General features: G+C 66.4%; 22 protein-coding genes. 13 read left to right on the plus strand and 9 right to left on the minus strand.

The annotated features are described in order from the left end of the window. Positions 1-13: 13 nt before the first annotated feature. From ybeY to miaB, 3 genes are all read right to left on the minus strand, one after another. Positions 14-475: an rRNA maturation RNase YbeY gene (gene ybeY / locus FAS41_RS02630; RefSeq protein ID WP_138520116.1), complete on the minus strand. Its 462-nt coding sequence runs from the start codon at positions 473-475 to the stop codon at positions 14-16. After that, positions 468-1,469, minus strand: coding sequence for a PhoH family protein (locus tag FAS41_RS02635; RefSeq protein WP_138520117.1), 1,002 nt, complete (start codon positions 1,467-1,469; stop codon positions 468-470). The genes ybeY and FAS41_RS02635 overlap by 8 nt, the downstream gene beginning before the upstream one ends. 105 nt (positions 1,470-1,574) lie before the next feature. Then, positions 1,575-2,912: a tRNA (N6-isopentenyl adenosine(37)-C2)-methylthiotransferase MiaB gene (miaB, locus tag FAS41_RS02640; protein ID WP_138520118.1), complete on the minus strand. Its 1,338-nt coding sequence runs from the start codon at positions 2,910-2,912 to the stop codon at positions 1,575-1,577. Positions 2,913-3,048: 136 nt separating this feature from the next. Here miaB and FAS41_RS02645 point away from each other — a divergent pair, with 136 nt between their 5' ends. After that, positions 3,049-3,381: a DUF1820 family protein gene (locus tag FAS41_RS02645; RefSeq protein ID WP_138520119.1), complete on the plus strand. Its 333-nt coding sequence runs from the start codon at positions 3,049-3,051 to the stop codon at positions 3,379-3,381. A gap of 493 nt (positions 3,382-3,874) precedes the next feature. Here FAS41_RS02645 and FAS41_RS02650 read toward each other — a convergent pair whose 3' ends face one another. The 4 genes from FAS41_RS02650 to FAS41_RS02665 form a co-directional block, all read right to left on the minus strand. Then, a complete protein-coding gene (locus FAS41_RS02650) occupies positions 3,875-4,417 on the minus strand; it encodes a tetratricopeptide repeat protein (RefSeq protein WP_017521798.1) in 543 nt (180 codons plus the stop codon). A gap of 229 nt (positions 4,418-4,646) precedes the next feature. After that, a complete protein-coding gene (gene hemL / locus FAS41_RS02655) occupies positions 4,647-5,933 on the minus strand; it encodes a glutamate-1-semialdehyde 2,1-aminomutase (protein WP_138520120.1) in 1,287 nt (428 codons plus the stop codon). 41 nt (positions 5,934-5,974) lie between these two features. Continuing rightward, complete coding sequence (gene thiE, locus FAS41_RS02660; protein WP_138520121.1) at positions 5,975-6,604, minus strand: thiamine phosphate synthase; 630 nt, start codon at positions 6,602-6,604, stop codon at positions 5,975-5,977. 34 nt (positions 6,605-6,638) lie between these two features. Next, entirely contained in the window at positions 6,639-7,436 is a 798-nt protein-coding gene (locus tag FAS41_RS02665) for a hydroxymethylpyrimidine/phosphomethylpyrimidine kinase (protein ID WP_045215075.1), read from the minus strand. Positions 7,437-7,644: 208 nt separating this feature from the next. On the opposite strand from FAS41_RS02665, the gene FAS41_RS02670 reads away from it, so the two are divergent. Next, positions 7,645-10,035: a hybrid sensor histidine kinase/response regulator gene (locus tag FAS41_RS02670; protein ID WP_138520122.1), complete on the plus strand. Its 2,391-nt coding sequence runs from the start codon at positions 7,645-7,647 to the stop codon at positions 10,033-10,035. A 159-nt stretch (positions 10,036-10,194) separates the two neighbouring features. On the opposite strand, the gene FAS41_RS02675 is transcribed toward FAS41_RS02670, so the two are convergent. Together FAS41_RS02675 and FAS41_RS02680 are read right to left on the minus strand one after the other, a co-directional pair. Then, positions 10,195-11,214: a branched-chain amino acid aminotransferase gene (locus FAS41_RS02675; protein ID WP_138520123.1), complete on the minus strand. Its 1,020-nt coding sequence runs from the start codon at positions 11,212-11,214 to the stop codon at positions 10,195-10,197. Between the two features lie 373 nt (positions 11,215-11,587). Then, the gene (locus FAS41_RS02680; protein ID WP_138520124.1) at positions 11,588-12,397 is read right to left on the minus strand and encodes an IclR family transcriptional regulator; all 810 of its coding nucleotides are present in this window, start codon (positions 12,395-12,397) and stop codon (positions 11,588-11,590) included. 141 nt (positions 12,398-12,538) lie between these two features. On the opposite strand from FAS41_RS02680, the gene FAS41_RS02685 reads away from it, so the two are divergent. From FAS41_RS02685 to FAS41_RS02735, 11 genes are all read left to right on the plus strand, one after another. Next, a complete protein-coding gene (locus tag FAS41_RS02685; protein WP_138520125.1) occupies positions 12,539-12,925 on the plus strand; it encodes a Zn-ribbon domain-containing OB-fold protein in 387 nt (128 codons plus the stop codon). Beyond that, entirely contained in the window at positions 12,922-14,073 is a 1,152-nt protein-coding gene (locus tag FAS41_RS02690; protein WP_138520126.1) for a thiolase, read from the plus strand. Before FAS41_RS02685 ends, FAS41_RS02690 begins: the two co-directional genes overlap by 4 nt. A gap of 112 nt (positions 14,074-14,185) precedes the next feature. Further along, complete coding sequence (locus FAS41_RS02695) at positions 14,186-16,321, plus strand: acetate--CoA ligase family protein (protein WP_138520127.1); 2,136 nt, start codon at positions 14,186-14,188, stop codon at positions 16,319-16,321. Then, the gene (locus FAS41_RS02700; protein WP_138520128.1) at positions 16,305-17,186 is read left to right on the plus strand and encodes a MaoC/PaaZ C-terminal domain-containing protein; all 882 of its coding nucleotides are present in this window, start codon (positions 16,305-16,307) and stop codon (positions 17,184-17,186) included. Before FAS41_RS02695 ends, FAS41_RS02700 begins: the two co-directional genes overlap by 17 nt. Positions 17,187-17,225: 39 nt before the next feature. Then, positions 17,226-18,587 (plus strand): MFS transporter, encoded by a 1,362-nt coding sequence (locus tag FAS41_RS02705; RefSeq protein WP_138520129.1) that lies wholly within the window; start codon positions 17,226-17,228, stop codon positions 18,585-18,587. Positions 18,588-18,625: 38 nt separating this feature from the next. Then, positions 18,626-19,030 carry a PaaI family thioesterase gene (locus FAS41_RS02710; protein ID WP_171049430.1) on the plus strand — a complete coding sequence of 135 codons (405 nt, stop codon included), beginning with the start codon at positions 18,626-18,628 and terminating at the stop codon, positions 19,028-19,030. 4 nt (positions 19,031-19,034) lie between these two features. Next, entirely contained in the window at positions 19,035-20,093 is a 1,059-nt protein-coding gene (locus tag FAS41_RS02715; RefSeq protein WP_138520131.1) for an acyl-CoA dehydrogenase family protein, read from the plus strand. 8 nt (positions 20,094-20,101) lie between these two features. Further along, the gene (locus FAS41_RS02720) at positions 20,102-20,857 is read left to right on the plus strand and encodes an enoyl-CoA hydratase/isomerase family protein (RefSeq protein ID WP_171049431.1); all 756 of its coding nucleotides are present in this window, start codon (positions 20,102-20,104) and stop codon (positions 20,855-20,857) included. 16 nt (positions 20,858-20,873) lie between these two features. Beyond that, on the plus strand, positions 20,874-22,019 hold the full coding sequence (locus tag FAS41_RS02725) for an acyl-CoA dehydrogenase family protein (protein WP_138520133.1): 1,146 nt from the start codon (positions 20,874-20,876) through the stop codon (positions 22,017-22,019). A gap of 53 nt (positions 22,020-22,072) precedes the next feature. Continuing rightward, a complete protein-coding gene (locus FAS41_RS02730) occupies positions 22,073-22,990 on the plus strand; it encodes an SDR family NAD(P)-dependent oxidoreductase (RefSeq protein ID WP_015475457.1) in 918 nt (305 codons plus the stop codon). Positions 22,991-23,008: 18 nt separating this feature from the next. After that, positions 23,009-23,986 carry an NADH:ubiquinone reductase gene (locus FAS41_RS02735; RefSeq protein WP_138520134.1) on the plus strand — a complete coding sequence of 326 codons (978 nt, stop codon included), beginning with the start codon at positions 23,009-23,011 and terminating at the stop codon, positions 23,984-23,986. Positions 23,987-24,013 lie beyond the last annotated feature (27 nt).

Raw genomic sequence — 24,013 nt, forward strand, 5'->3', positions numbered from 1 at the left:
TGCTCGGTGGCTTTTATTCTTCATCGGCCGCGTACGGGTCCGGGTGACCCAGTTCGGCCAGCAATTCCCGTTCCAGGCCTTCCATTTCCTCGGCTTCGGCATCATCGATGTGATCGTAGCCGAGCAGGTGGAGGCAACCATGGATGACGAGGTGGGCCCAGTGGGCCTCGGCGGACTTGCCCTGTTCGGCGGCCTCGCGGGTGACTACGGGGGCGCAGATCACCAGGTCGCCGAGCAGCGGGATGTCCAGCAACTCATCGGGAACATCGGCGGGGAAGGACAATACATTGGTGGCGTAGTCCTTGTGTCGCCAGGTCTTGTTCAGTTCGCGCCCTTCGGCTTCGTCCACCACGCGGATGGTGAGTTCAGAATCATTCGAGCGCTGGCGCAAGGCCAGCTCGCACCATTTTCTGAAGTCAGCTTCGCTCGGCAGGTCGGTCGCTTCGGAAGCGACCTGCAGGTCCAGTTCAAGCATGCTTGTTGCCCTGGCCTTCTACGCCGGTCAGGCGATTCTCGTAAGCATCGTAGGCGTCGACGATGCGCTGCACCAGCGGATGGCGCACCACGTCCTTGGACTTGAAGTGGGTGAAGCTGATGCCGGGAACGTCGCGCAGCACTTCCATCACGTGCTTCAGGCCGGAGCGCGTGCCTTTCGGCAGGTCGACCTGGGTGACGTCGCCGGTGATCACCGCGGTGGAGCCGAAGCCGATCCGGGTGAGGAACATCTTCATCTGTTCCATCGTGGTGTTCTGGCTTTCGTCGAGGATGATGAAGCTGTTGCTCAGCGTGCGGCCGCGCATGTAGGCCAGCGGTGCGACTTCGATCACCTGGCGTTCGATCAGCTTGGCCACGGTCTCGAAGCCGAGCATTTCGTACAGCGCGTCGTACAGCGGGCGCAGGTAGGGGTCGATCTTCTGGGACAGGTCGCCAGGCAGGAAACCGAGCTTCTCGCCGGCCTCGACCGCTGGGCGTACCAGCAGGATGCGGCGGATCTGCTCGCGCTCCAGGGCGTCCACGGCGCAGGCCACGGCGAGATAGGTCTTGCCGGTGCCGGCCGGGCCGATGCCGAAGTTGATGTCGTGGTCGAGGATGGCCTTCACGTAGCGCTGCTGGTTGGCACCGCGCGGGCGGATGTGCGCCTGGCGAGTCTTGAGCGTGACCAGTGGGGCGACGGGCTCCACGGCGAGTTCTTCCAGCCCTGACTCCTGCAGGAACAGGTGAACCAGGTCGGGCGTCATCTCGGTACCGTTCTGCACTTCGCGGTAGAGGCGCTGCAGGAGGTTTTCGGCCGCTTGGGTGCGCTCGGGGTCACCGACCAGTTCGAACTGGTTGCCGCGGTTGCGGATCTCGATGCCGAGGCGCTTCTCGATCTGGTGCAGGTGTTCGTCGAACTGGCCGCACAGGTTGGCGAAGCTGCGGGCCTCGAAGGGCTCGAGCATGAAACGATGAATATCCAGGGGGGCGTTCAAGGTGTTGTCTAAGTCGCCGTGCTTCAAAGGGAGATGGTCGAAGAATAACCCCACGCGACCGAGTACGAAAGTTCAGTCGCCAACAGGTCAATCAACGGTCGGTTGTCAGTGACTTGCTTCCACAAGCGTCGCGCGCAGGGAGTTGGGCAGCGCCTCGTAGATTTCCACGTCGACGAACTGGCCGATCAGGCGTGGATTGTCGCAGCGGAAGTTGACCACGCGGTTGTTCTCGGTGCGCCCCTGCAACTGGCCGGGGTCGCGCTTGGCGTAGTCGGTGACGAGGATGCGCTGGATAGTGCCGACCATCCGTCGGCTGATCTCGAAGCCCTGCTGGTTGAGGCGGCTGTTGAGGATCAGCAGGCGCTGCTTCTTTACATCGTCCGGGGTGTCGTCGGCCAGGTCGGCGGCCGGGGTACCCGGGCGTGAGCTGTAGATGAAGGAGAACGAGTAGTCGAAGCCGACGTCTTCCACCAGCTTCAGGGTCTGTTCGAAATCTTTCTCGGTTTCTCCGGGGAAGCCGATGATGAAGTCCGAGCTGATGCAGATGTCCGGCACCGCGGCCTTAAGCTTGCGGATGCGCGACTTGAACTCCAGCGCGGTGTGGTTGCGCTTCATCGCTGCGAGGATGCGGTCGGAACCGGCCTGCACCGGCAGGTGGACGAACTTCACCAGTTGCGGCACTTCGGCGTGGGCGGCAATCAGCGAGTCGGAGAACTCCAGTGGGTGCGAGGTGGTGTAGCGGATGCGCTCGATGCCATCGACCTCGGCGACCACGCGGATCAGCTCGGCGAAGTCGGCGATGCGGCCGTCATGGGTAGGGCCGCGGTAGCCGTTGACGTTCTGGCCGAGCAGGGTGACCTCCTTCACGCCGTTCTCGGCCAGGTGGATCACTTCGGCCAGCACGTCGTCGAATGGGCGGCTGACTTCCTCGCCACGGGTATAGGGCACCACGCAGAAGGTGCAGTACTTGCTGCAGCCTTCCATCACCGAGACGAAGGCGGTGGGGCCGTCGACACGGGGCTCGGGCAGGCGATCGAACTTCTCGATTTCCGGGAAGGACACATCCACCTGCGGTTTGCGGGTGGTGCGGGCGGCGTCGATCATTTCCGGCAGGCGGTGCAGCGTCTGCGGGCCAAACACTACGTCAACGTAGGGCGCGCGCTCGCGGATCGCGGCGCCTTCCTGGCTGGCCACGCAGCCGCCGACGCCGATCACCAGGTTGGGGTTCTGCTGCTTCAGCGTGCGCCAGGCGCCCAGCTCGGAGAACACCTTCTCCTGGGCCTTCTCGCGGATCGAGCAGGTATTGAGCAGGATGACGTCGGCTTCTTCGGCCTTTTCGGTGATCTCCAGGGCCTGGTGCTCACCCAGCAGGTCGGCCATGCGCGAGCTGTCGTACTCGTTCATCTGGCAACCGTGGGTCTGGATGAAAAGCTTCTTGGCCATGGAACCTGTCTTGGGTTGGTTAAAAAATGACCGCCTATTATAAGCCCCGGGGCGGGCATCTACCAGCGGCGGGCTTGAGGGGCGGCTGTCTGTGCTATGCTGCGTGCCCTTTTTGCAAAGCTGTCATCCTTCGTTCATGAGCAAGCGCGAGAACCCGATCTACAAGGTGGTCTTCCTCAACCAGGGCCAGGTGTACGAGATGTACGCCAAGCAGATCTATCAGAGCGATCTGTGGGGCTTCCTGGAGATCGAGGAGTTCGTCTTTGGCGAGCGCACCCAGGTAGTGGTGGACCCCAGCGAGGAGAAGCTCAAGGCGCAGTTCGACGGCGTCATCCGCAGCTTCGTGCCGCTGCACTCGATCATCCGCATCGACGAAGTGGAGCGTCTGGGCACCGCGAAGATCAGCGAGGCCAAGCCCAGCGGCAATGTGATGCCGTTCCCCATGCCGATGCCGAGCAAGGACAACTGACGCTCTTCGGGTGGGCCCGGGTTCGAGTCTGGCTTCCATCTGCTGCGTCGGCCGCTCTCCTGCTGGCGCTCAGTTGCTGGCTGGTCTTTGGCTTCTCCCCGCAACGAGGATTTCCCGATCGGGCGTCCCTGGAGTCGCTGACGGGGACCGTCTCCTGGGTTGAGTCCTCGCGAAACTCTCTGTCTTTCGGCCTCGAAGGACACGATCTGCGATTCTTCTATCCCAAGAGTGCGGGTGACGTAACCCGCGTGCTGAGCCATCTACACTCGGCACTGCCGATCACTGTGCGCTATGCGAGGCCCGCGTCAGGTGGTGACAGGGCTGCCGTCTGGGGGCTGCTCGCGAGCAACGTCAGCATTCGCTCGTTCGATGAGATTGCGCAGCAACGCCAGCGGGACAATTACCTTGCGATGCCGCTGGGGCTGATCTGTCTGGTGGCGGGGTTGTATTTGCTGGACCGTGCGTGGCGCCAGTACGAGGGTTCGACGCCGTCTTAAGGCAGTGGCGAGAACGGTGAGTTGCCGGCGGTCTGCAGTTCGATCAGGTAGTTGCGGAAAATCTGTCCGAGGACCTTGGTGGCGATGTCCAGCTCGTCCTTGTTCATCTGCTCGGCGACCAGGTCGGCGCTGTCCATGGCGTCTTCGGCGCCGTTGACCGCGGCCATCTTCAGCACGATGTAGGCCTGCACATTGTTGGCCTTCACGCCTTCGCCACGGAAGAACATGGTGCCCAGGCGCAGCTGCGCGTCGGCGTGGCCTTGCAGCGAAGCCTTCTCGTACCAGTGCAGGGCGGCCTGGAAGTCGCGTGGGGCGCGCTCGCCGGTGTAGAAGAATTCCCCCAGTTCGAACTGTGCCTGGGCGTCGCCGGCATTGGCGGCCTGCTGGCAGCTGGCCAGGGCCTGTTGCAGCTGTTCGGGCACGGTGTTCAAGGTGCAGCGTCCGGTGGCTGGAATCAGCAGCGAGTTGCCGCCCGCCTGAGTGAACAGGGGCAGTGCGAGCAACAGGCAGCCCAGCAGGGTGCGACCGGAACGGTACATGGGGAGAAGCGGCCTCCAGGATCGGGGCGGGTAAAACCCGGCCAGCGAAATGCGCCAGCCTTCACATTATGAAATAAGCGGGCGCTTCCTTACAAAGTCTTTACCTTCTTTTCTGTTTTTTTGCTGGAAACGGCTGCGGCGGTGGGGTGGGTATAACGCGGGTATAAAGCCCCGAAAGCGTCGGGGCAGAGCGGAAGGCGCCCGGACGGGCGCCTTCGCGAGGGGCGGCTTACTTGAGGGCGGCGAAAGCGCGCTCGGCGGCGTCCAGGGTCAGTTTCAGCTCGGTTTCGCCGTGGGCGATGGAGGTGAAGCCGGCCTCGAAGGCGCTAGGGGCCAGGTAGATGCCGGCGTCCAGCATCAGGTGGAAGAAGCGCTTGAAGCGTTCTGCATCACTGGTCATCACGTCGTCGAAGGTCACGATGTCATCGGCGCCGGTGAAGTACAGGCCGAACATCGCGGCACCCGCCTGGGTGGTCACGAAGGGGATGCCGGCGGCGTCGGCGCGCTCCTGCAGGCCCTGCAGCATGCGGGTGGTGTAGGTGGTCAGCTCGTCGTGGAAGCCGGGGCGGCTGATCAGGCGCAGGGTGGTCAGGCCAGCGGCCATGGCCAGCGGGTTGCCCGACAGGGTGCCGGCCTGGTAGACCGGGCCGAGCGGGGAAATCTGCTCCATGATCTGGCGCTTGCCCCCGAAGGCGCCCACCGGCATGCCACCGCCGATGATCTTGCCGAAGGTCGACAGGTCCGGGGTGATGCCGTAGTGCGCCTGAGCGCCGCCCAGGGCGACGCGGAAGCCGGTCATCACTTCGTCGAAGATCAGCACTACACCGTGTTGGTCACACAGGCTGCGCAGGCCTTCCAGGAAGCCTGGAGCCGGCGGGACGCAGTTCATGTTGCCGGCGACCGGCTCGACGATGATGCAGGCCACGTCCTTGCCGACTTCAGCCAGGGTCTTCTCGACGGCGGCGATGTCGTTGTAGGGCAGGGTCAGGGTGTGCTTGGCGAAGGCTGCCGGCACGCCGGGGGAGTTCGGTACGCCGAAGGTCAGGGCGCCGGAGCCGGCTTTCACCAGCAGGCTGTCGGAGTGACCGTGGTAGCAGCCCTCGAACTTGATGATGCTATCGCGGCCGGTGTAGCCACGGGCCAGGCGGATGGCGCTCATGGTGGCTTCGGTACCGGAGCTGACCATGCGAACCATGTCCATGGACGGCACCAGGGAGCAGACCAGGTCGGCCATTTCCACTTCCAGCGCGGTCGGCGCGCCGTAGGACAGGCCGTGGTCGAGCTGCTTGCGCACGGCGTCGAGGACTTCCGGGTGGCTGTGGCCGAGGATCATCGGGCCCCAGGAGCCGACGTAGTCGACGTAGCGCTTGTCATCCTCGTCCACCACGTAGGCGCCTTCCGCGTGCTTGAAGAACAGCGGAGTGCCGCCAACGCTCTTGAACGCGCGTACCGGCGAGTTCACGCCACCGGGGATGTGTTTCTGGGCATTGGCGAAAAGCGTTTCGGAACGGGACATGGTGTACCTCGCGAAGCTGTGAAGGGCTGGGCGCTTGGCGCTCAGCGGGTTTCGAAGAGTTGGCTGAAGGCGCGGGCGCGCTGTTCGACTTCGGCCGGGGTGTCGGCGGCGAACAGGGCGTGGATCACGGCAATCATGTCGGCGCCACGGGCAATCAGCTCGGGTGCGTTATCCAGGGTCACACCGCCGATGGCCACCAGCGGCACGTTGAAGCGGGCCCTGGCCTGCTCCAGCAGTTCGAGGCTGGCGGCGGAGGCGCCGGGTTTGGTCTGGGAGGCGAAGAAGCGGCCGAAGGCGACGTAGCTGGCGCCTTCGGCGATGGCCTTCTCGGCCAGGTCGAGGCTGGCGTGGCAGGTGCCGCCGATGACGGCATCGCGGCCGAGCAGGGCGCGGGCGGCGGCCAGCGAGCCGTCGGTCTGCCCCAGATGTACGCTGACGCCCAGGCGCGCCGCCAGTTCGGCGTCATCGTTGATCAGCAGCGTGGCGCCGTAGCGCGCGCAGAGGTCGCGCAGGGCCTCGGCCTCGCGCAGGCGGCGCGAGGCGTCGTCGGACTTGTCGCGGTACTGCAGCAGTTTGGCGCCGCCCTTCAGGGCGGCTTCGACGTAGGGCAGCAGGCGGCCGCCGTCGAGCAGCTGGCTGTCGGTGATGGCGTAGAGTCCGCGCAGTTTCATCAGTGCCTCGATCTTCGTGCGATTGATCAGTGAATCAGTTGCAATAGTCCAGCGGCAGGCGGCGTGGCACGTACTGGCCGTGGCCGGGCGCTTCCGCATCGCGCAGGGTGCGCCAGGTGTAGTCCAGGGCGCTGCGCACTGCGCTCACCAGTTCCTCGCCCAGGGCCAGGCGGCCGGCGAGGGTGCTCGCCAGGGTGCAGCCCGAGCCGTGGTAGCTCCCGGGCAGGCGCTGGCAGGTGAAGGTGTGGCGCTGTCCGTCGCGGGTGTACAGGCGATTGTGCACCTCGGACTCGTCGCCATGGCCGCCGGTGATCAGCAGGGTCTGGATATAAGGCAGCAGCTTGTCGGCGCACTCGTCCGCCGTGCCCTCGGGCAGTTCGGCGAGGATGCGCGCTTCAGGCAGGTTGGGGGTAGCCACTGCGGCAATCGGCAGCAGGCGTTCGCGCATGGCGTAGCCGACGTCGTCCTTGCCCAGCGAGCCCCCGCCGCCGGCGCGCAGCACCGGGTCGCAGACCAGCGGGATGCCCGGCAGGGACTGCATGATCTCGACGACTGTGTCGACCATCTGCACCGAGCCAAGCATGCCCAGCTTGACCGCAGCCACCGGCAGGTCGGCGATCACGGCGTTGGCCTGGGCCAGCACCCACTCGCGGTCGAGCACGCGGAAGTCGGAAACGTTGACGGTATCCTGAACGGTCAGCGCGGTGACGGTCGGCGCCGCGTGGCAGCCTTGGGCGATCAGGGCTTCGATATCGGCCTGCAGGCCGGCACCGCCACTGGGGTCGTGGCCGGACAGGCAGAGCACTACGGGACGGGAGGCAGGTGTTTTCATGGCGCGGGAGCTTATCACCAAATCGCGGCGCTGAGCTGACCGAGCGGTCCGATGCGCATCGCCCGGCCGAGTCCTGCCCGGATGGTCGAATGCCACGTGGCACAAGGCCTGTGCTAGAGTTCGCCGATTCCAACACAACGCCTCCACGGCGCGCCAAAGCAGGGGATGGGGATCTCCGGCGCAGCTGTCGGTGGCACTGCGGGGCACCATGCGGCACTGGCTGATCTTCCTGATCCTTCTCATCCTCTCGCCAGTGGCGAGCGCCATCAGCTTCGACGAGCACGTCGGGCAATTGCCCCTGGGGCGGGCGATGGATGTCTTCGAGGACGTGCGCGGCACGGCCGATATCGCCGAGATCAGCTCGCCGGCGCTGGCCGCCAGCTTCCGCCACCATGAACGTGACGTGCTCAATGCCGGCTATTCGCGCTCGGTGTTCTGGCTGCGCCTGGACCTGGACTACCAGCCCAAGGCCTCGAGCGATCCGGCCAACTGGTTGCTGGAGCTTGCCTACCCGCCACTGGACAAGCTCGATCTGTACCTGCCCGACGGCCAGGGCGGCTTCAAGCTGGCCCAGCGCACCGGCGATACCCTGCCGTTCGACAGCCGGCCGATCCGCCAGAACAACTACCTGTTCGACCTCAAGCTGGAGCCGGGCAAGCCGCTGCGCGTCTACCTGCGCCTGGAAAGCCAGGGCTCGATCCAGGCGCCGCTGACGCTCTGGTCGTCCAAGGCCTACCTGGAGGAGCAGCCGCAGCGCATCTATGTGCTGGGCATCATCTATGGCGTGCTGCTGGTGATGCTGATCTACAACCTGTTCATCTTCCTCAGCGTCCGCGACACCAGCTACCTCTATTACATCCTTTATATAGCCTCGTTCGGCTTCTACCAGATCTCGGTCAATGGCGCGGGCATCGAGTATTTCTGGCCCAGCAATCCCTGGTGGGCCAACGCTGCCACGCCGTTCCTGATCGGCTCGGCCGGTCTGTTCGGCTGCCAGTTCGCCCGCAGCTTCCTGCATACCCGCGAGCACAGCCTGTGGATCGACCGCATCCTGCGCGTGCTGATGGGCATCGGCGCGCTGGTAATGGTGCTGGCGCTGACCGTCAGCTACGCCATCGCCCTGCGGCTGGCTACCTACCTGGCGCTGGCGTTCACCGTGGTCATCTTCACCGCCGGCATCGTCGCCTGGCTGCGTGGCATGCGCGTGGCGCGCTACTTCATCTTCGCCTGGAGCGCCTTCCTGCTCGGCGGGGTCATCAACACACTGATGGTGCTGGGGTTCCTGCCGAACATCTTCCTCACCATGTACGCCAGCCAGATCGGTTCGGCGCTGGAGGTTGGCCTGTTGTCCCTGGCGCTGGCGGATCGCATCAACGCCATGAAGGAAGAGCGCACGCGTATCCTCCAGGAAACCAGCCGCAAGCTGGAGCAGCTGAACCTGGAACTGGCCAGCAGCAACCGCCTGAAGGACGAATTCCTCGCGACCGTCACCCACGAGTTGCGTACGCCCATGAGCGGGGTGATCGGTTCGCTGGAGCTGATGCAGACGGTGCCCATGGACATCGAGCTTGCCCAGTACCACAAGACCGCCACCGGATCGGCGCGCGACATGATGCGCATGGTCAACGACATCCTCGCGCTGATCGAACTGCAGGCCGGCAAGCTTTACCCGCGTCGCGAGCCGTTCAGTCTGCGCGGCTTGTGCGACGGATTGCGTGCTCAGTACGCGCCGCGTGCCGAAGAGCGCGGGCTGCGCTTCGTCCTGCAGCTGGACGAGAGTCTGCCCGACACCCTCGAAGGCGATGCCGGCAAGCTGACCCAGGCGCTGGGTTACCTGATCGACAATGCCATCAAGTTCACCCATCAGGGTGGCGTGCACCTGCGGGTTGGCGGTGTCCCGAACAATGAAGGGCTGGCGCTGCGCGTTGAAGTGCAGGACAGCGGTATCGGCTTCTCCACTCCGCCGGATGGCGCGCTCTACCAGCGCTTCTTCCAACTCGACGGATCGCTGACTCGCGAATACGGCGGCCTCGGTATTGGCCTGGCGCTGACCCGCAAGCTGGTCGCGCTGCTGGGCGGCACGCTGAGCCACGAATCCGTGCCGGGGCAGGGCAGTCGCTTTGCCCTGGAGCTGCAGGTCGGTCAGCCGGTGCAGAGCATTGCCCCGCCGCCGCGTCGCGCGGGCGGCCAGGTGCTGCGCAGCCCGGACCAGTGCACCGTGCTGGTGGTGGAAGACAACGCCATCAACCAGCTGGTGATCCGCGGCATGTTGCTCAAGCTCGGTTATCGAGTCCGTACGGCCGACAACGGTGCCGAAGCCATCGAGCTGCTGCGGCGAGAGGCCGTCGACACCGTGCTGCTGGATTGCCAGATGCCGGTGATGGATGGCTTCGCTACCTGCCGGGCGATCCGTACACTGCCGCGCTGCGCCGACCTGCCGGTGCTGGCGATCACCGCCCACAGCCATAGCGGCGACCGCGAGCGCTGCCTGGCTGCTGGGATGAGCGACTACATGGCCAAACCGGTGAAGTTCGAGGAGCTGCAGGCGCTACTGCACGACTGGCTGCTGTGCCAGCCGGCGCTGTCGAGTCCTGCCTGATGCCGGGGGCTGCGCGGGAGCAACTGTCTTTCGCGCGGTATCTGTTCGCGAGCAAGCTGTCTCTATGGTGTGGAGCCATTGTGCTCGTGCGCTCCCTGATGAAAAACGCCGCGATCCCTTTCGGCACCGCGGCGTTTCTGTTTCAGCGAGCGGTCAGGTTCAGACCTTGACGACCCAGCCTTCCGGGCCTTCCACGTCACCCTTCTGGATGCCGGTCAGCTCTTCGTAGAGGCGGCGGGTCACCGGGCCGACGTCTTCGCGGCTGAAGAATACGTGCAGGTTGTCCTTGTACTGGATGCCGCCGATCGGGGTGATCACGGCCGCGGTACCGCAGGCGCCGGCTTCCTTGAAGCGGGCCAGGTCGTCGATCTGCACGTCGCCTTCGACCACTTTCAGGCCCAGGCGCTGCTCGGCCAGCTGCATCAGCGACAGGCGGGTGATGCCCGGCAGTACCGAGCTGGAGCGCGGGGTGACGAACTCGTTGTCGTGGGTAATGGCGAAGAAGTTGGCCGAGCCCACTTCCTCGATGCGGCTATGGGTGGCCGGGTCGAGGTAGATGCAGTCGGCGAAGCCGTCTTTCTTGGCCTGGGCGCCTGGCATCAGGCTGGCGGCGTAGTTGCCGCCGACCTTGGCGGCGCCGGTGCCGTTGGGCGCGGCGCGGTCGTAGGTGGAAATCACGAAGTCATGGGGCTTCATGCCGCCTTTGAAGTAGGCGCCGACCGGGATGCAGAACACCGAGAAGATGAATTCCGGAGCCGGGCGCACGCCGATGTTGTCGCCAACGCCGATCACGAACGGGCGCAGGTACAGCGCGCCGCCGGAACCGTAGGGGGGAATGAAGCGCTCGTTCGCGCGCACGACCTGCTTGCAGGCTTCGATGAACTGCGCTTCGGACACTTGCGGCATCAGTACGCGGGCGCAGCTGCGAGCCATGCGCGCGGCGTTCTGGTCCGGGCGGAACAGGTTGATCGAGCCGTCCTTGCAGCGGTAGGCCTTCAGGCCTTCGAAGCACTGCTGGCCGTAGTGCAGGGCGGAGGAGCCCTCGCTGATGTGCAGGGTGTTGTCTTCGGTCAGCTTGCCGTCGTCCCACAGACCATCGCGCCAGTGGGAGATGTAGCGGAAGTCGGTCTTGATGTAATCGAATCCGAGCGTGCCCCAATCGATGTCTTTCTGTTCCATGGTTGCCTCATTCAATGGGATTACCTGCGGCTGCCGCGAGCCATGCAAGGCCGGCGAGCATCCGGGCAGAGGGTTTGGCGGGCTCTGGCGGCGGGCTGCCCGGATCGCACAGGGATTCGGGCTTGCGGCGGGAACGGTGTTCTCCGCGGGATGGTCACCGCCAGGACTCCATCAAGACTTGCCATGATACCGGCGATAGTCGCGGCTGTGGGCCCCTGGCGGCGAATATCGCTGCCATCAGTCGCATCGGGAATGTCGCGACGCGGGAGCTGGCGCGCGAGGTTTCGTTGTGCGGTTTTGCGTCAGCTCCGCTGGTTTCGTTGAAATCATCCATTCACATGAATGTCATTTCATATGATGAATGGTTGTTGGCTTATTCCGTGGGGCCGGTCTGCGGGAACAGCGAGCGGCTGATGAAGCGAGCCGTCTCGTGCAGGCTGGCGCCAATCTGCTCCAGCTTCTCGCGGTCGTGCTGGGCACTGATGCCGATGCCGGAGATCACGAAGCGTGGCTGCCGGTCGTGATCGGTGATCGCGCTGGCGACCATGCTGACGCCGCGGTACAGGTGGTCCTGGTCGATGGCCCAGCCCTGCTCCAGGGCGTCGCGGGCGTCGCGCTGGTACTCCTCGAAGCTGGGCGGAGTCTCCCAGCGCACGCGAGTCAGGCGGCGGCGCAGTTCATCCTCGGGAAGATTGCGCAGGCTGGCGATGCAGCGTCCGGCGGCGCCCACCAGTTCCGGCAGGCGCGAGCCGACGGCAACGTTGACGTGCGCTACGGCCGGGGCAGACACGGCGATCACGCGGATGTGCGCATCGTCGGTGACCTGCCACAGGGTGATCAGGATGCTGTGGCTGGTGCTCAGGCGCTCCAGCTCCGGCTGGATCAGGTCGGCGTAGCTGCGGCCGATGAAGCTCACCGCCAGCTCCGACAGGCCCAGGCCCAGGCGATAGGTCTTGGTTTCGTTGTCGAACGAAGTCAGTGCCTCGTTGCTCAGCGTGCGCAGGATATTGAAGGTGGTGCTCGGGCTGATGCCGGTGGCGCGGGCGATGGCGGTCGCGCCTTCGGGGCCTTCGGCATTGGCCAGGTGGCGCAGGATCTGGATGGCATTCACCACGGCGCCGACATCCTTGGCGTTGCCGGTGCGTTTGTTGCTGGCTTCTTCGACGGTTTTTTCAGTTGTCATATTCTGTATTCTGATTGACATTCAGTATTGTGAATGTATTCTGACCCTGCGACGCCTGCAACGGCTTCCGTGAAGCTGGCTTGGCATGGGCGGTAACGCACTTTGCAACAAAGGCAGAACAAGAACAAAGGAGAAACCTCAATGGTGGATTTCCCCGACCGCAACATGCCAGGGCCCGAGGCGCAGTACCTCGCCTTCCTTGCCCAGGGTCGCTTCATGTTGCAGCGCAGCGCCTCCACCGGCCGGCACGTGTTCTACCCGCGCACCCAGGTGCCCGGCAGCGGCGAAACGGACCTTGAATGGGTCCCCGCCAGTGGCCTGGGCACCCTTTATGCCCTGACCGTCAACCGCGCCCGCAGCGGTGATTACAACGTCGCCCTGGTCGACCTCGACGAAGGCGTGCGCATGATGTCGCGCATCGAAGGACACCTCAGCCTGCCCATCGGCACCCGCGTCAAGGCGCGTATCGCCCAGCAGGAGAGTGGTGCCGTCGTTGTCTTCGAGCCCCTGGCGGAGGTGCAGCCATGAGCCAGGTCCTGCGCGGCAAGACCGCCATCGTCGGCATCGGCAGCGCCGGTATCGGCGAAGCCCACGGCTACAGCGCCATGGAACTGCTCGGCCAGGCCTCGATGAAGGCCATCGCCGATGCCGGACTGAAGCTCTCGGACATCGACGCCGTATTCTCGGCCACCAGCTCCCACGCCTTCCCGACCCTCTCGGTCTGCGAATACCTGGGTATCAAGCCGAAATTCGTCGACGGCACCAACGTCGGCGGCTCCAGCTTCGAGTTGCACCTGCTGCAGGCGACACTGGCCCTGGAGGCCGGCCTGTGTGACGCGGCGCTGATCTGCTACGGCTCCAACCAGCGCACGGCTGGCGGCAAGCTGGTGTCGATGAGCGAGCCGCAGTGGCACGAGACGCCTTACCAGCCGCGCCACCCGATCACCGCCTATGCGCTGGCCGCCAGCCGGCACATGCATCAATACGGCACCACCCGCGAGCACCTGGCCGAAGTGGCCGTGGCGGCGCGTGGCTGGGCCAACCTCAACCCCGAAGCCTTCGCCCGTGGCCCGCTGAGCATCGATGACGTGCTCGCCGCGCGGATGGTCAGCGATCCGCTGAGCAAGGCCGACTGCTGCCTGGTCACCGATGGCGGCGGCGCCTGCGTGATGGTGCGTGCTGACCGCGCGCGGGACCTGCCCAAGGCGCCGATCTACTTCCTCGGCGCGGCCGGTGCGCAATGGCACCGCTCCATCGTTGCCATGCCCGACCTCACTGTCACCGCCGCATCCGAGAGTGGGCCGCGCGCAATGCAGATGGCCGGGGTGAAGCACTCGGACATCGATCTGGTGATGGCTTACGACGCCTTCACCATCAACACGATTCTGTTCCTAGAAGACCTCGGCTTCTGCCCGAAGGGCGAGGGCGGCCGCTTCGTCCAGGGTGGGCGCATTGCCCCCGGCGGCGAGCTGGCGGTGAACACCAACGGCGGCGGGCTGTCCTGTGTGCATCCGGGCATGTACGGCATGTTCCTGATCATCGAGGCAGTCACCCAGCTGCGCCGTCAGGCCGGTGAACGCCAGCTGAAGAAAGCCGACGTGGCGCTGCTGCACGGCAACGGCGGCACGCTGTCCAGCCAGGTCACCGCGCTGCTCGGCACCCAGAACGTGCTCTGAGATTCGGGTTCGACGCTCCCGGTGGCCGTTACAGACGGCCCACCGTGGACGCGCTCGCCCTCGCGCCGGCCCACAAACGGCCGGCACCCGCTACTTGTTCAGGTGGAACGTCATGTCAGTGAGTCACTTGCAACACTCCGGTTTCTCCAGTCTCACCCCTCTGGTGCAGCCGCGCTCGGTCGCGGTGGTCGGCGCCTCCAGCGACCCGCACCGCATCGGCGGTCGCCCCATCGCCTACATGCTGCGCAACGGCTTCAGCGGTCGCATCCTCCCGGTGAACCCCAACCGCACCGAGATCCAGGGCCTTCCGGCTTACGCCAGCGTCGATGCGCTGCCCGAAGCGCCGGACGTGGCGATCATCGCGGTGCCCGCGCCACAAGTGCTGGAGACCGTCCAGGCGCTGGGCCGAAAGGGTGCGCGCAGCGCCATCGTGTTCTCTTCCGGCTTCAGCGAAGTGGGTGAGGAAGGTGTGGCCATGCAGGACGCCATCGTCGAGGCTGCACGCGCAGCCAACATGCGCCTGCTGGGGCCGAACGCGCTGGGCGTGTTCAACGCCAACCTGGGCTACTACGCCTTCTTTTCCACCAGCCTGGAGCGCGGCATCCCGCTGGCTGGGCGCGTTGGCATCGCCACCCAGTCCGGTGCCTACGGCGCGCATCTGCTCGGCCTGTCACGGCAGCGTGGGCTGGGCACGCCGATCTGCGTCGCCACCGGCAACGAGGCCGACGTCACCCTGGGCGACGCCATCGGCTGGCTGGTGGAGTCGCCGGAGATCGACGTGGTGATGGCCTATGCCGAATCCATCCGCAACGTCGACAGCTTCCTTGCCGCCCTGGAAGCGGCCCATCGCGCCGGCAAACCGGTGATCCTGCACAAGGTCGGGCGCAGCGAGCTGGGCGGCCGCGCGGCGATGTCCCACACCGCCTCCCTGGCGGGCGACGACAAGGTGCTCGACGCGGTGCTGGCCGACTACGCTGTGGTCCGCGCGCGCACCACCGAGGAGCTGGTGGACATCGCCTACCTCGCCACCCAGCGTATCTACCCGGTGAACAACAGCCTGGGGATGATCACCGTCAGCGGCGGCGCCGGCATCATCGTCAGCGACGCCGCCGAGGACGTCGGCCTGCCCATGCCGCCGATGCCGGAAGCGGCCCAGGCGCGCCTGAAACAGCGCCTGCACTATGCCTCGCCGCTCAACCCGGTGGACTGCACCGCCCAGGCGCTCAACGACCTGAGCCTGGTCCACGACTTTACCGAGTCCATGGTGGTGGACGGCGGCTACCGCTCGCTGATCGCCTTCTTCACTCAGGCCGGTACCGCCGCCTCCATCGGCCCTCGCCTGGCCGAGCAGTTCGCGCGGATCAAGGTCGATCACCCGGACCGCCTGTTCGTGGTGTCGGTGATGGGCGAGGGCGAGGAGCTGGCGCCGTACCAGAAGGCCGGCTTCGCCCTGTTCGAAGACCCGACCCGTGCGGTGCGCGCCATCCAGGCCATGGGCCAGCTGGGCGAAGCCTTCGCCCGACCGCTGCGCAGGATTCCCGTACCCGGTGGCGTGGAGCTGCCGGCCAGCACGCCCGGTGAGGCCGAAGCCAAGCAACTGTTGGCGCGCGCCGGCATCGAATCGGCGCCCGAGCGGGTGCTGAAAAGTGCGGCGGAAGCTGCTGCTTTCGCCGAGCAGATCGGCTTCCCGGTGGTGCTGAAAATCGCCTCGGCGGACATCCTGCACAAATCGGAAATCGGCGGCGTGCTACTCAATGTGAACAGCGCCCAGGCTGTGCGTGAGGGCTATGAGCTGTTGCTGCAACGCGCTGCCGAACATGCGCCGAGTGCTCGCCTGGACGGCGTGCTGGTGGCCCGTCAGCTGCAGGGCGGCGTGGAGTGTTTCATGGGCATCCAGCGCGACCCGCAGTTCGGTCCGGTGGCCGTGTTCGGCCTTGGCGGCATCTTCGTCGAAGTGCTCAAGGACGTGGTGTTCCGTCGCTGCCCGTTCGGCGTCGATGAGGCCGAACAGATGATCCGCAGCATCAAGGGCGCGCCGCTGCTGCTGGGCGCACGGGGTCGTCCGGTGACCGACATCAAGGCGCTGTCACGGGTGCTCGCGCAGCTCTCGCAGTTCGCCGCCGAGGCTGGCCCGCGCCTGCGCTCGGTGGACCTCAACCCGGTCTTCGCCATGCCCGAGGGGCAGGGCGCCTGGGCCGCCGATGCGGTGCTGGAAGTGGAGGAGGTGGCCCATGGCGCTGAATCCTGAGCACCTGCTGAACTACCCGATTCCCGAGGTGCGGCAGCGCTTCAGCCGTCACGACAGTGCTTTCTACGCGCTGTCGGTGGGGCTGGGGGCTGACCCGCTGGACGAGCACCAGCTGACCTTCGTCGATGCCAATCGTGAGCTCCAGGCGCTGCCCTGCATGGCCGTGGTGCTCGGCCATCCCGGCTTCTGGCTGGGCAACCCGGACACCGGCGTCGATGCCCTGCGCCTGGTCCACGGCGAGCAGAGCATCGAATGGCGCAAGCCGCTGCCGGTGGAAGGTGAAGTGATTGGCCGCACCCGTGTCACGGGGCTTGTGGACAAGGGCGCCGGCAAGGGCGCGCTGCTCTACAGCGAGAAGGTCGTCAGCGATGCGCAGAGCGGCGAGGTGCTGGCGATCGCCCGTGGCACCACCTTCCTGCGCGGGGACGGCGGCTTCGGTGGCGACAGCCAGTCGCTGAGCCAGCCGCACCGTTTGCCCGAACAGGCGCCGGACCTGGTCATCGACCTGCCGACACGCCCCGAACAGGCGCTGCATTACCGCCTCAACGGCGACGACAACCCGATCCACGCCAGCCCTGCAGCGGCCGCCCGCGGTGGTTTTCCGCGGCCGATCCTGCATGGCCTGTGCACCCTCGGCGTGGCCTTCCACGCGCTGCTGCGCGGTTACGCCGACTACCGCGCGGAGCGCTTCGCCCACCTGCAGGTGCGCTTCTCCGCACCGGTGTTCCCCGGCGAAACCCTGCGTACCGAAATCTGGAACGACGGCTCCTTCCGCACCCGCGTCGTCGAACGCGACGTGGTGGTGCTCGACAACGGCCGCGTACGCCTAACCCCGGACAGCGGAGAAACAGCCGGGATGGCCTAGCGCGAAGACGACCTCAACTCACCTGCGAGAACAACAACAATGAACGCATCCGACAGCTTGGCCCAGGGCTCCGCGATACCGCGGCGGACCCTGGTGATCGCCTTCTTCTTCTGCTTCCTGGGTCTGCTCGCCGACGGCGCGGACCTGATGTTCCTCGCCTACAGCCTGAACAGCCTCAAGGCTGAGTTCGGCCTGTCCAACTTCGAGGCCGGGTCGCTGGGCAGCATCACCCTGGCCGGCATGGCCATCGGCGGCATCTATGGTGGCTGGGCGTGCGACCGCTTCGGTCGGGTGCGCGTGGTGACCTGGACCATCCTGGTGTTCTCCGTCGGCACCGCGTTGCTGGGCCTGGCGCACAACTACTGGGCCTTCGCGCTGATCCGCTTCGTCTCCTCGCTGGGCCTGGGCTCGCTGTTCGTGGCCTGCAACATCCTGATGTCCGAGTTCGTCACCGCCAAGTACCGCACCACCATCCTGGCGACCATGCAGGCCGGCTGGACCGTGGGCTACCTGGTGGCGACCGTACTCGCCGGACAGATCATCCCGGATTACGGCTGGCGTGCGCTGTTCTTCACCGCCATCGGCGCGGCGCTGATCTGCCTGGCGCTGCGGCCCTGGGTGCCGGAGTCGCCGTCGTGGCTGGCCGCTCGTGCGCAACGGGTGCAACAGCGTGCTGCCGGCGCCGCCCGCCAGGCGGCCAGCAGCGGCGGCATGCGCCAGTTGCTGGTCGACCCGTCCACCCGACGGATGTTCGTGCTCTGGAGCCTCACCTCGTGCTTCCTGCTGTTCGGCTACTACGGCACCAACAACTGGATGCCCTCGTACCTGGAGAGCGAGCTGGGCATGAACTTCAAGTCCATGACCGGCTACATGGTCGGCACCTACACCGCGATGATCCTCGGCAAGGTGCTCGCCGGCATCGCCTCGGACCGCTTCGGCCGCCGCGCCACCTTCGCCGCCGGCGCCATCGGCACCGCCATCTTCATGCCGGTGATCGTGTTCTGGCACACGCCGGACAACATCGTCTGGATCCTCGCGCTGTTCGGCTTCATCTACGGCGTGCCGGTGGGCGTGCTGGCCACCTACATGACCGAGAGCTTCTCCACCCAGGTACGCGGCGCTGCCGTGGGCACTTCCTACAACCTCGGCCGCATCGGCGCGGCGGTGGCCCCGGCGGCCATCGGCCTGCTGGCCTCCCACGTGTCCATCGGCGCGGGCTTCCTGGTGATGGGTATCACCTACGTCATCACCGGCCTGATCCCCGCGCTGCTGATCCCCAACCGGCTGTATGACCCGAACCGCGAGGCGCGCACGGCGCAGCCCAGCGCGCCTGCGCCTGCGTCGACGCACAGCACTGCCCGCCCGCTGGGCCAACCCGTCACGGAGGAAAGCCTGCGATGACCGATCTCACCTGCGCTGCCAATGCGCCCGGGCCGGACATGTTCCCCCGCGATCGATACACCTTCCAGGAGTTCCTCGGCCTGGAGCGCTGGGTCGATGGCGAGGTGGTGCGGGTGCGCCTGCGCCACCGTCCGGAGCTGATGAACTACATCGACAGCTTCCACGGCGGCGTGCTGATGAGCGTGCTCGACGCCGCCATGGCCGGGGCCATCCGCGCGCAGATGCCGGGTTGCTCGATGGTCACCATCGACATGGCCACCCACTTCATGGGCAGCACCCGCGGCGAGATCAACGCCGTCGGCCGGTTGCTCAAGCGCACCCGCACGCTGTGCTTCTGCGCGGCGGATATCTACGACGAGGCCGGCGAGCTGATCGCCAGCGCCACCGGCAGTTTCAAGTACCGGCCCGTAGCGGCCGGAGCTGTTCAACCGACACGGGAATGATGAAATGACCGACCACACCGCGATGGCCGAGGAACGCGAAGAGCGCCTGCGGCTGATCCGTGACAGCGCCGCCTCCCTGGTCCCGCGCGGCGGCGACCTGGGGCGGGTGCGCCGCCTGCGCTTCCAGTCGGCGGGCGTGGACCGCGACGCCTGGGGTGAAGTCTGCGCCATGGGCTGGCCGGGCCTGCGCCTCGCCGAAGAGCTGGGCGGCAGCGGCCTGGGCATGGCCGAGTACACCGCGCTGCTGGAAGAGCTCGGGCGCGGCCTGCTGCCCGAGCCGCTGATCGAGGCGAGCCTGGTGGCGCCATTACTGCCGGCTGACGAGCGCGACGCGCTGCTGGCTGGCGAGCGGTTGATCCTGCCCGCCGGTATCGGCTACGAAGCGGGCGCTGCGTTACCGGTACTGCGCGACGGCCAGTTGCGCGGCGAGATCGCCCATGTGGCGCTGGGGGCTGCCGCCGACGCGTGGCTGGTCGCCTGCAACACCGGTCTCGCGTTGGTGCAGCGCAATGCCGAGGGATTGAGTGTTCACCAGGAACCGACCCAGGACGGCGGCCACCTCGCGCGTCTGCGCTTCGACGGCACGCCGGCGAAGCTTGTCGAAGCCACGCCCGCGGCGCTCGATGAGTCGGCACTGGCCTGCGCCGCCTACCTGGTGGGCCTGATGGATGCGACCTTCGAACAGACCCGCGACTACCTCGGTGTACGCCGCCAGTTCGGCCGTGAGATCGGCAGCTTCCAGTCGCTGCAGCACCGCATGGTCGACCTGAAACTGCAGATCGAACTGGCCCGCGCCATCGTCGGCGAAGCGGCCGCCGCGCTGGACGACGGCGCACCGACCGCGCAGGTGCAGCGCCTGGTGTCCACCGCCAAGGTACGTGCAGCCGAGGCCGCCATGCTGGTCACCCGCCAGGCGATTCAGCTGCACGGCGGCATCGGCTACACCGACGAGGCCGACATCGGCCTGTTCCTGCGCCGCGCCATGGTGTTGCTCAACAGCCAGGGCTCGCTGGCCTTCCACCGGGCGCGCTACATCGCCTTGCTGCATGCGGAGGTGGCGTGATGAGCGAGATGCTGCTGCAGGAAAGCCATGGCTCGGTGCGCCTGCTGCGCTTCAACAATCCGGCGCGGCGCAATGCGTTGTCCCCCGCGCTGCGTGCCGAGTTGCTCGAAGCACTGCGTGAGGCGGATGCCGATCCCGCCGTGCGCAGCGTGGTGCTCACTGGCTCGGCGGAAGTCTTCAGCGCCGGCGGTGACCTCAGCGACATGCACGTCACCGACCTCAACGCCGGCCGCGTGCGCATGCAGAAGAACGCCGACCTGATCCGCCAGATGCTGCGCATGGGTAAGCCGATCATCGCCGCCATCGAAGGTTGGGCGGTGGGTGCCGGGCTGTCCGTGGCGCTGGCCTGCGACAGCCTGGTATGTGGCGGCACGGCACGCTTCGCCGCCGGCTTCGGCAAGGTCGGGCTGCTCGCCGACCTCGGCCAGCTGCACACCCTGCCGGCCCGTATCGGCATCGGCCGCGCCCGGCAGGTGCTGATGTTCGGCCAGGTGATCGAAGCCGAGGAAGCGCTGCGCATTGGCCTGGTGGATCAGCTCTGTGCACCCGGTGCCGCGCTGGATGCCGCGCTCGCGCTGGCCGCGAAGGTCGAGCAGCAGGCACCGCTGGCGCTGGCGCTGACCAAGGCATTGCTCGCCGATGGCCTGGAACTGCTGCTCGAACGCGAGGGCGATTTCCAGAGCCAGCTGTTCCTCAGCGCCGACCATGCCGAAGGCAAGGCGGCTTTCCTCGAAAAACGTTCCCCGAATTTCCGGGGCCAGTAATCAAGAGAGCAGTGACATGACCGATTACAACGCCCTGGGCGATGACGAATTCCGCCGACTGGTGCGCGACTGGGTCGCCGCCAACTACCCGCAACGCATCCGCAATCCGGCCCACCGCCTGGGCCGCGACGACACCTGGGAGTGGTACCAGGCGCTGTCGCAGCAGGGCTGGCTGTGCCCCGGCTGGCCCGTGCAGCACGGCGGCATGGGGCTGTCCGCCGGCAAGCAGCTGATCATGATCGAGGAGATGGAAAACTACGGCTGCGCGCGCCTGCCCGACAGCGGCATCACCATGCTCGGTCCGCTGCTGATCCGCTATGGCACCGACGCCCAGCGCGAGCGCTTCCTGCCGCGCATCCTCAGTGGCGAAGACATCTGGTGCCAGGGTTACAGCGAACCCAACGCCGGCTCCGACCTGGCCAGCCTGCGCACCGAGGCGGTGCTGCGTGACGGCGAATGGGTGATCAACGGCCAGAAGACCTGGACCACCATGGGCACCGAGGCCAACTGGATCTTCGTGCTGGCGCGCACCGAGCGTAGCGCCAAGGCGCAGCAGGGCATCAGCTTCCTGCTGGTGCCGATGGACAGCCCCGGCGTCGAGGTTCGGCCGATCCTCAACCTCGAACTGCAGGGCGAATTCTGCGAGGTGTTCTTCAACGACGTGCGCGTGCCGGAGGAGAACCTCGTCGGCGCGGTCAACCACGGCTGGGGCATGGCCAAGGCGCTGCTGGGCTTCGAGCGCATCTTCCTCGGCTCGCCGAAGCAGGCCACCTTCGCCCTCGAACGCCTGGTGCGCCTGGCGCGTCACCAGGGTCTGTGGGACGACCCGGTGTTCTCCCAGCGCTTCGCCGCACTGAGCATGGACCTGGACTGCCACAAAGCGCTCTACGAACGCTTCGCCGAACGCCTGCGGCGTGGCGAGGAGCTGGGCCCGGACGTTTCCCTGCTGAAGATCCACCAGTCCGAGCTGTACCAGCGCATCAGCGAGCTGGGACTGGAGATCGCCGGCGTGGACTCCGCCCTGCTCAACCCCTTCGCCGACGATCCCGAGCTGCACCCGGCGGGCATCTTCATCCAGTCACGGCCGACCACCATCTACGGCGGCACCAACGAGATCCAGCGCAACATCCTGGCCAAGGCCGTGCTCGGCCTGCCGAGCTGATCTGCGCGCAACGAATTCTCCGATTGAACGAACCGAACAGTAAGGAATTAGCGATGACCCAACGACTCAACGAAGGCAAGGTAGCGATCGTCACCGGCGCCGGTGGCGGCATCGGCCGCGAGATTGCCCTGGCCCTGGCCGACAGTGGCGCGCGGGTACTGATCAACGATATCGGCGTGTCCCTGCAGGGCGAGGGCGGCTCGGCGTCCCCGGCCGAGGAAACCCTCGGGCTGATCCGCCAGCGTGGCGGCGACGGTGCGATCAATACCGACAGCGTGTCGGACTGGGACAGCGCGCGACGCATCGTCTCCAGCGCCATCGACGCCTTCGGCCGCGTCGACATCGTGGTGAACAACGCCGGCATCCTGCGCGACACCATCTTCCACAAGATGAGCGCCGAGGACTGGTTGTCGGTGATCAACGTGCACCTCAACGGCAGCTTCTTCGTCAGCCGCGCCGCCGCCGAGCACTTCCGCGCGCAGAACAGCGGTGCCTTTGTGCACATGACCAGCACCTCGGGGCTGATCGGCAACTTCGGCCAGGCCAACTACTCGGCAGCCAAGCTCGGCATCGTTGCCCTGAGCAAGTCCATCGCCCTCGACATGCAGCGCTACAACGTGCGTTCCAACTGTATCGCACCCTTCGCCTGGAGCCGCATGACCGACTCCATCCCGGCCGAGACGCCGGAGCAGAAGGCGCGGGTGGAAAACCTCCAGCGCATGACCCCGGACAAGAACGCGCCGCTGGCCGTCTACCTTGCCTCGGATGCTGCCAGCGCGGTCAACGGCCAGGTGTTCGCCGCGCGCAACCACGAGATCTTCCTGATGAGCCAGAGCCGCCCGCTGCGCAGCGTGCACAGCGACAACGGCTGGACCCCGCAGAGCATCGCCGAGCACGGCATGCCGGCATTGCGCGGCAGCTTCATGGACCTGGCGCGCAGCCCGGACGTGTTCTCCTGGGACCCGATCTGACCTTTCGGAGGCAGGCGCATGTTCAAGACCCGATTCACCGAAACCTTCGGCGTGCGGCACCCGATCATGCAGGGCGGCATGCAGTGGGTGGGGCGCGCCGAGATGGCGGCGGCGGTGGCCAACGCCGGTGGGCTGGCGACGCTGTCGGCGCTGACCCAGCCGACCCCGCAGGCGCTGGCCGACGAGATTGCGCGCTGCCGTGAACTCACCGACCAGCCTTTCGGCGTCAACCTCACGCTGTTGCCGACGCAGAAGCCGATCCCCTACGCCGAGTACCGCGCGGCGATCATCGAGGGCGGCATCCGCGTGGTCGAGACCGCCGGCAACAACCCCGGTGAACACATCGCCGAGTTCCGCCAGCACGGGATCAAGGTGATCCACAAATGCACCGCCGTGCGCCATGCGCTCAAGGCCGAGCAACTGGGGGTGGATGCGGTATCCATCGACGGCTTCGAGTGCGCTGGCCATCCGGGGGAGGACGACATTCCCGGCCTGGTCCTGCTGCCGGCGGCGGCCAACCGTCTGAGCGTGCCGATCATCGCCTCCGGCGGTTTCGCCGACGGCCGGGGACTGGTGGCGGCGCTGGCGCTGGGGGCCGACGCGATCAACATGGGCACGCGCTTCCTCAGCACCCGCGAATGCCCGATCCACCCGCAGGTCAAGGCGGCGATCCGTGCCGCCGACGAGCGTTCCACCGACGTGATCATGCGTTCGCTGCGCAACAGCGCACGGGTCGCGCGCAACGCCATCAGCCAGGAGGTGTTGGCCATCGAGGCACGCGGCAGCGCCACCTACGCCGACATCGCCACGCTGGTCAGCGGGCTGCGCGGGCGCACGGTCTACGAGCAGGGCGACACCGACCTGGGGATTTGGTCGGCAGGCATGGTCCAGGGCCTGATCGATGACGAACCGACCTGCGAGGAACTGCTACGCGGCATCGTCGAGCAGGCGCAGGGCCTGATCCGCAAACGACTGGAGGGCCTGCTCTCCGATTGATCCCAAGCGCGGCGCCTTCAGGAGCGG

The sequence above is a fragment of the Pseudomonas nicosulfuronedens genome (assembly GCF_005877905.1).
In the GTDB taxonomy this organism is placed as follows: domain Bacteria; phylum Pseudomonadota; class Gammaproteobacteria; order Pseudomonadales; family Pseudomonadaceae; genus Pseudomonas; species Pseudomonas nicosulfuronedens.

Bases quoted from the DNA above. Each gene is read 5' to 3' on its own strand.
- FAS41_RS02735 (WP_138520134.1), top strand. From the start codon at position 23,009: ATGTTCAAGACCCGATTCACCGAAACCTTCGGCGTGCGGCACCCGATC.
- thiE (WP_138520121.1), bottom strand. From the start codon at position 6,604: ATGAAACTGCGCGGACTCTACGCCATCACCGACAGCCAGCTGCTCGAC.
- FAS41_RS02680 (WP_138520124.1), bottom strand. From the start codon at position 12,397: ATGACAACTGAAAAAACCGTCGAAGAAGCCAGCAACAAACGCACCGGC.
- FAS41_RS02730 (WP_015475457.1), top strand. From the start codon at position 22,073: ATGACCCAACGACTCAACGAAGGCAAGGTAGCGATCGTCACCGGCGCC.
- miaB (WP_138520118.1), bottom strand. From the start codon at position 2,912: ATGGCCAAGAAGCTTTTCATCCAGACCCACGGTTGCCAGATGAACGAG.
- FAS41_RS02670 (WP_138520122.1), top strand. From the start codon at position 7,645: ATGCGGCACTGGCTGATCTTCCTGATCCTTCTCATCCTCTCGCCAGTG.
- FAS41_RS02725 (WP_138520133.1), top strand. From the start codon at position 20,874: ATGACCGATTACAACGCCCTGGGCGATGACGAATTCCGCCGACTGGTG.
- FAS41_RS02700 (WP_138520128.1), top strand. From the start codon at position 16,305: ATGGCGCTGAATCCTGAGCACCTGCTGAACTACCCGATTCCCGAGGTG.
- FAS41_RS02710 (WP_171049430.1), top strand. From the start codon at position 18,626: ATGTTCCCCCGCGATCGATACACCTTCCAGGAGTTCCTCGGCCTGGAG.
- FAS41_RS02695 (WP_138520127.1), top strand. From the start codon at position 14,186: ATGTCAGTGAGTCACTTGCAACACTCCGGTTTCTCCAGTCTCACCCCT.
- FAS41_RS02690 (WP_138520126.1), top strand. From the start codon at position 12,922: ATGAGCCAGGTCCTGCGCGGCAAGACCGCCATCGTCGGCATCGGCAGC.
- FAS41_RS02675 (WP_138520123.1), bottom strand. From the start codon at position 11,214: ATGGAACAGAAAGACATCGATTGGGGCACGCTCGGATTCGATTACATC.
- FAS41_RS02705 (WP_138520129.1), top strand. From the start codon at position 17,226: ATGAACGCATCCGACAGCTTGGCCCAGGGCTCCGCGATACCGCGGCGG.
- FAS41_RS02720 (WP_171049431.1), top strand. From the start codon at position 20,102: ATGCTGCTGCAGGAAAGCCATGGCTCGGTGCGCCTGCTGCGCTTCAAC.
- FAS41_RS02665 (WP_045215075.1), bottom strand. From the start codon at position 7,436: ATGAAAACACCTGCCTCCCGTCCCGTAGTGCTCTGCCTGTCCGGCCAC.
- FAS41_RS02650 (WP_017521798.1), bottom strand. From the start codon at position 4,417: ATGTACCGTTCCGGTCGCACCCTGCTGGGCTGCCTGTTGCTCGCACTG.
- FAS41_RS02645 (WP_138520119.1), top strand. From the start codon at position 3,049: ATGAGCAAGCGCGAGAACCCGATCTACAAGGTGGTCTTCCTCAACCAG.
- ybeY (WP_138520116.1), bottom strand. From the start codon at position 475: ATGCTTGAACTGGACCTGCAGGTCGCTTCCGAAGCGACCGACCTGCCG.
- hemL (WP_138520120.1), bottom strand. From the start codon at position 5,933: ATGTCCCGTTCCGAAACGCTTTTCGCCAATGCCCAGAAACACATCCCC.
- FAS41_RS02715 (WP_138520131.1), top strand. From the start codon at position 19,035: ATGACCGACCACACCGCGATGGCCGAGGAACGCGAAGAGCGCCTGCGG.
- FAS41_RS02685 (WP_138520125.1), top strand. From the start codon at position 12,539: ATGGTGGATTTCCCCGACCGCAACATGCCAGGGCCCGAGGCGCAGTAC.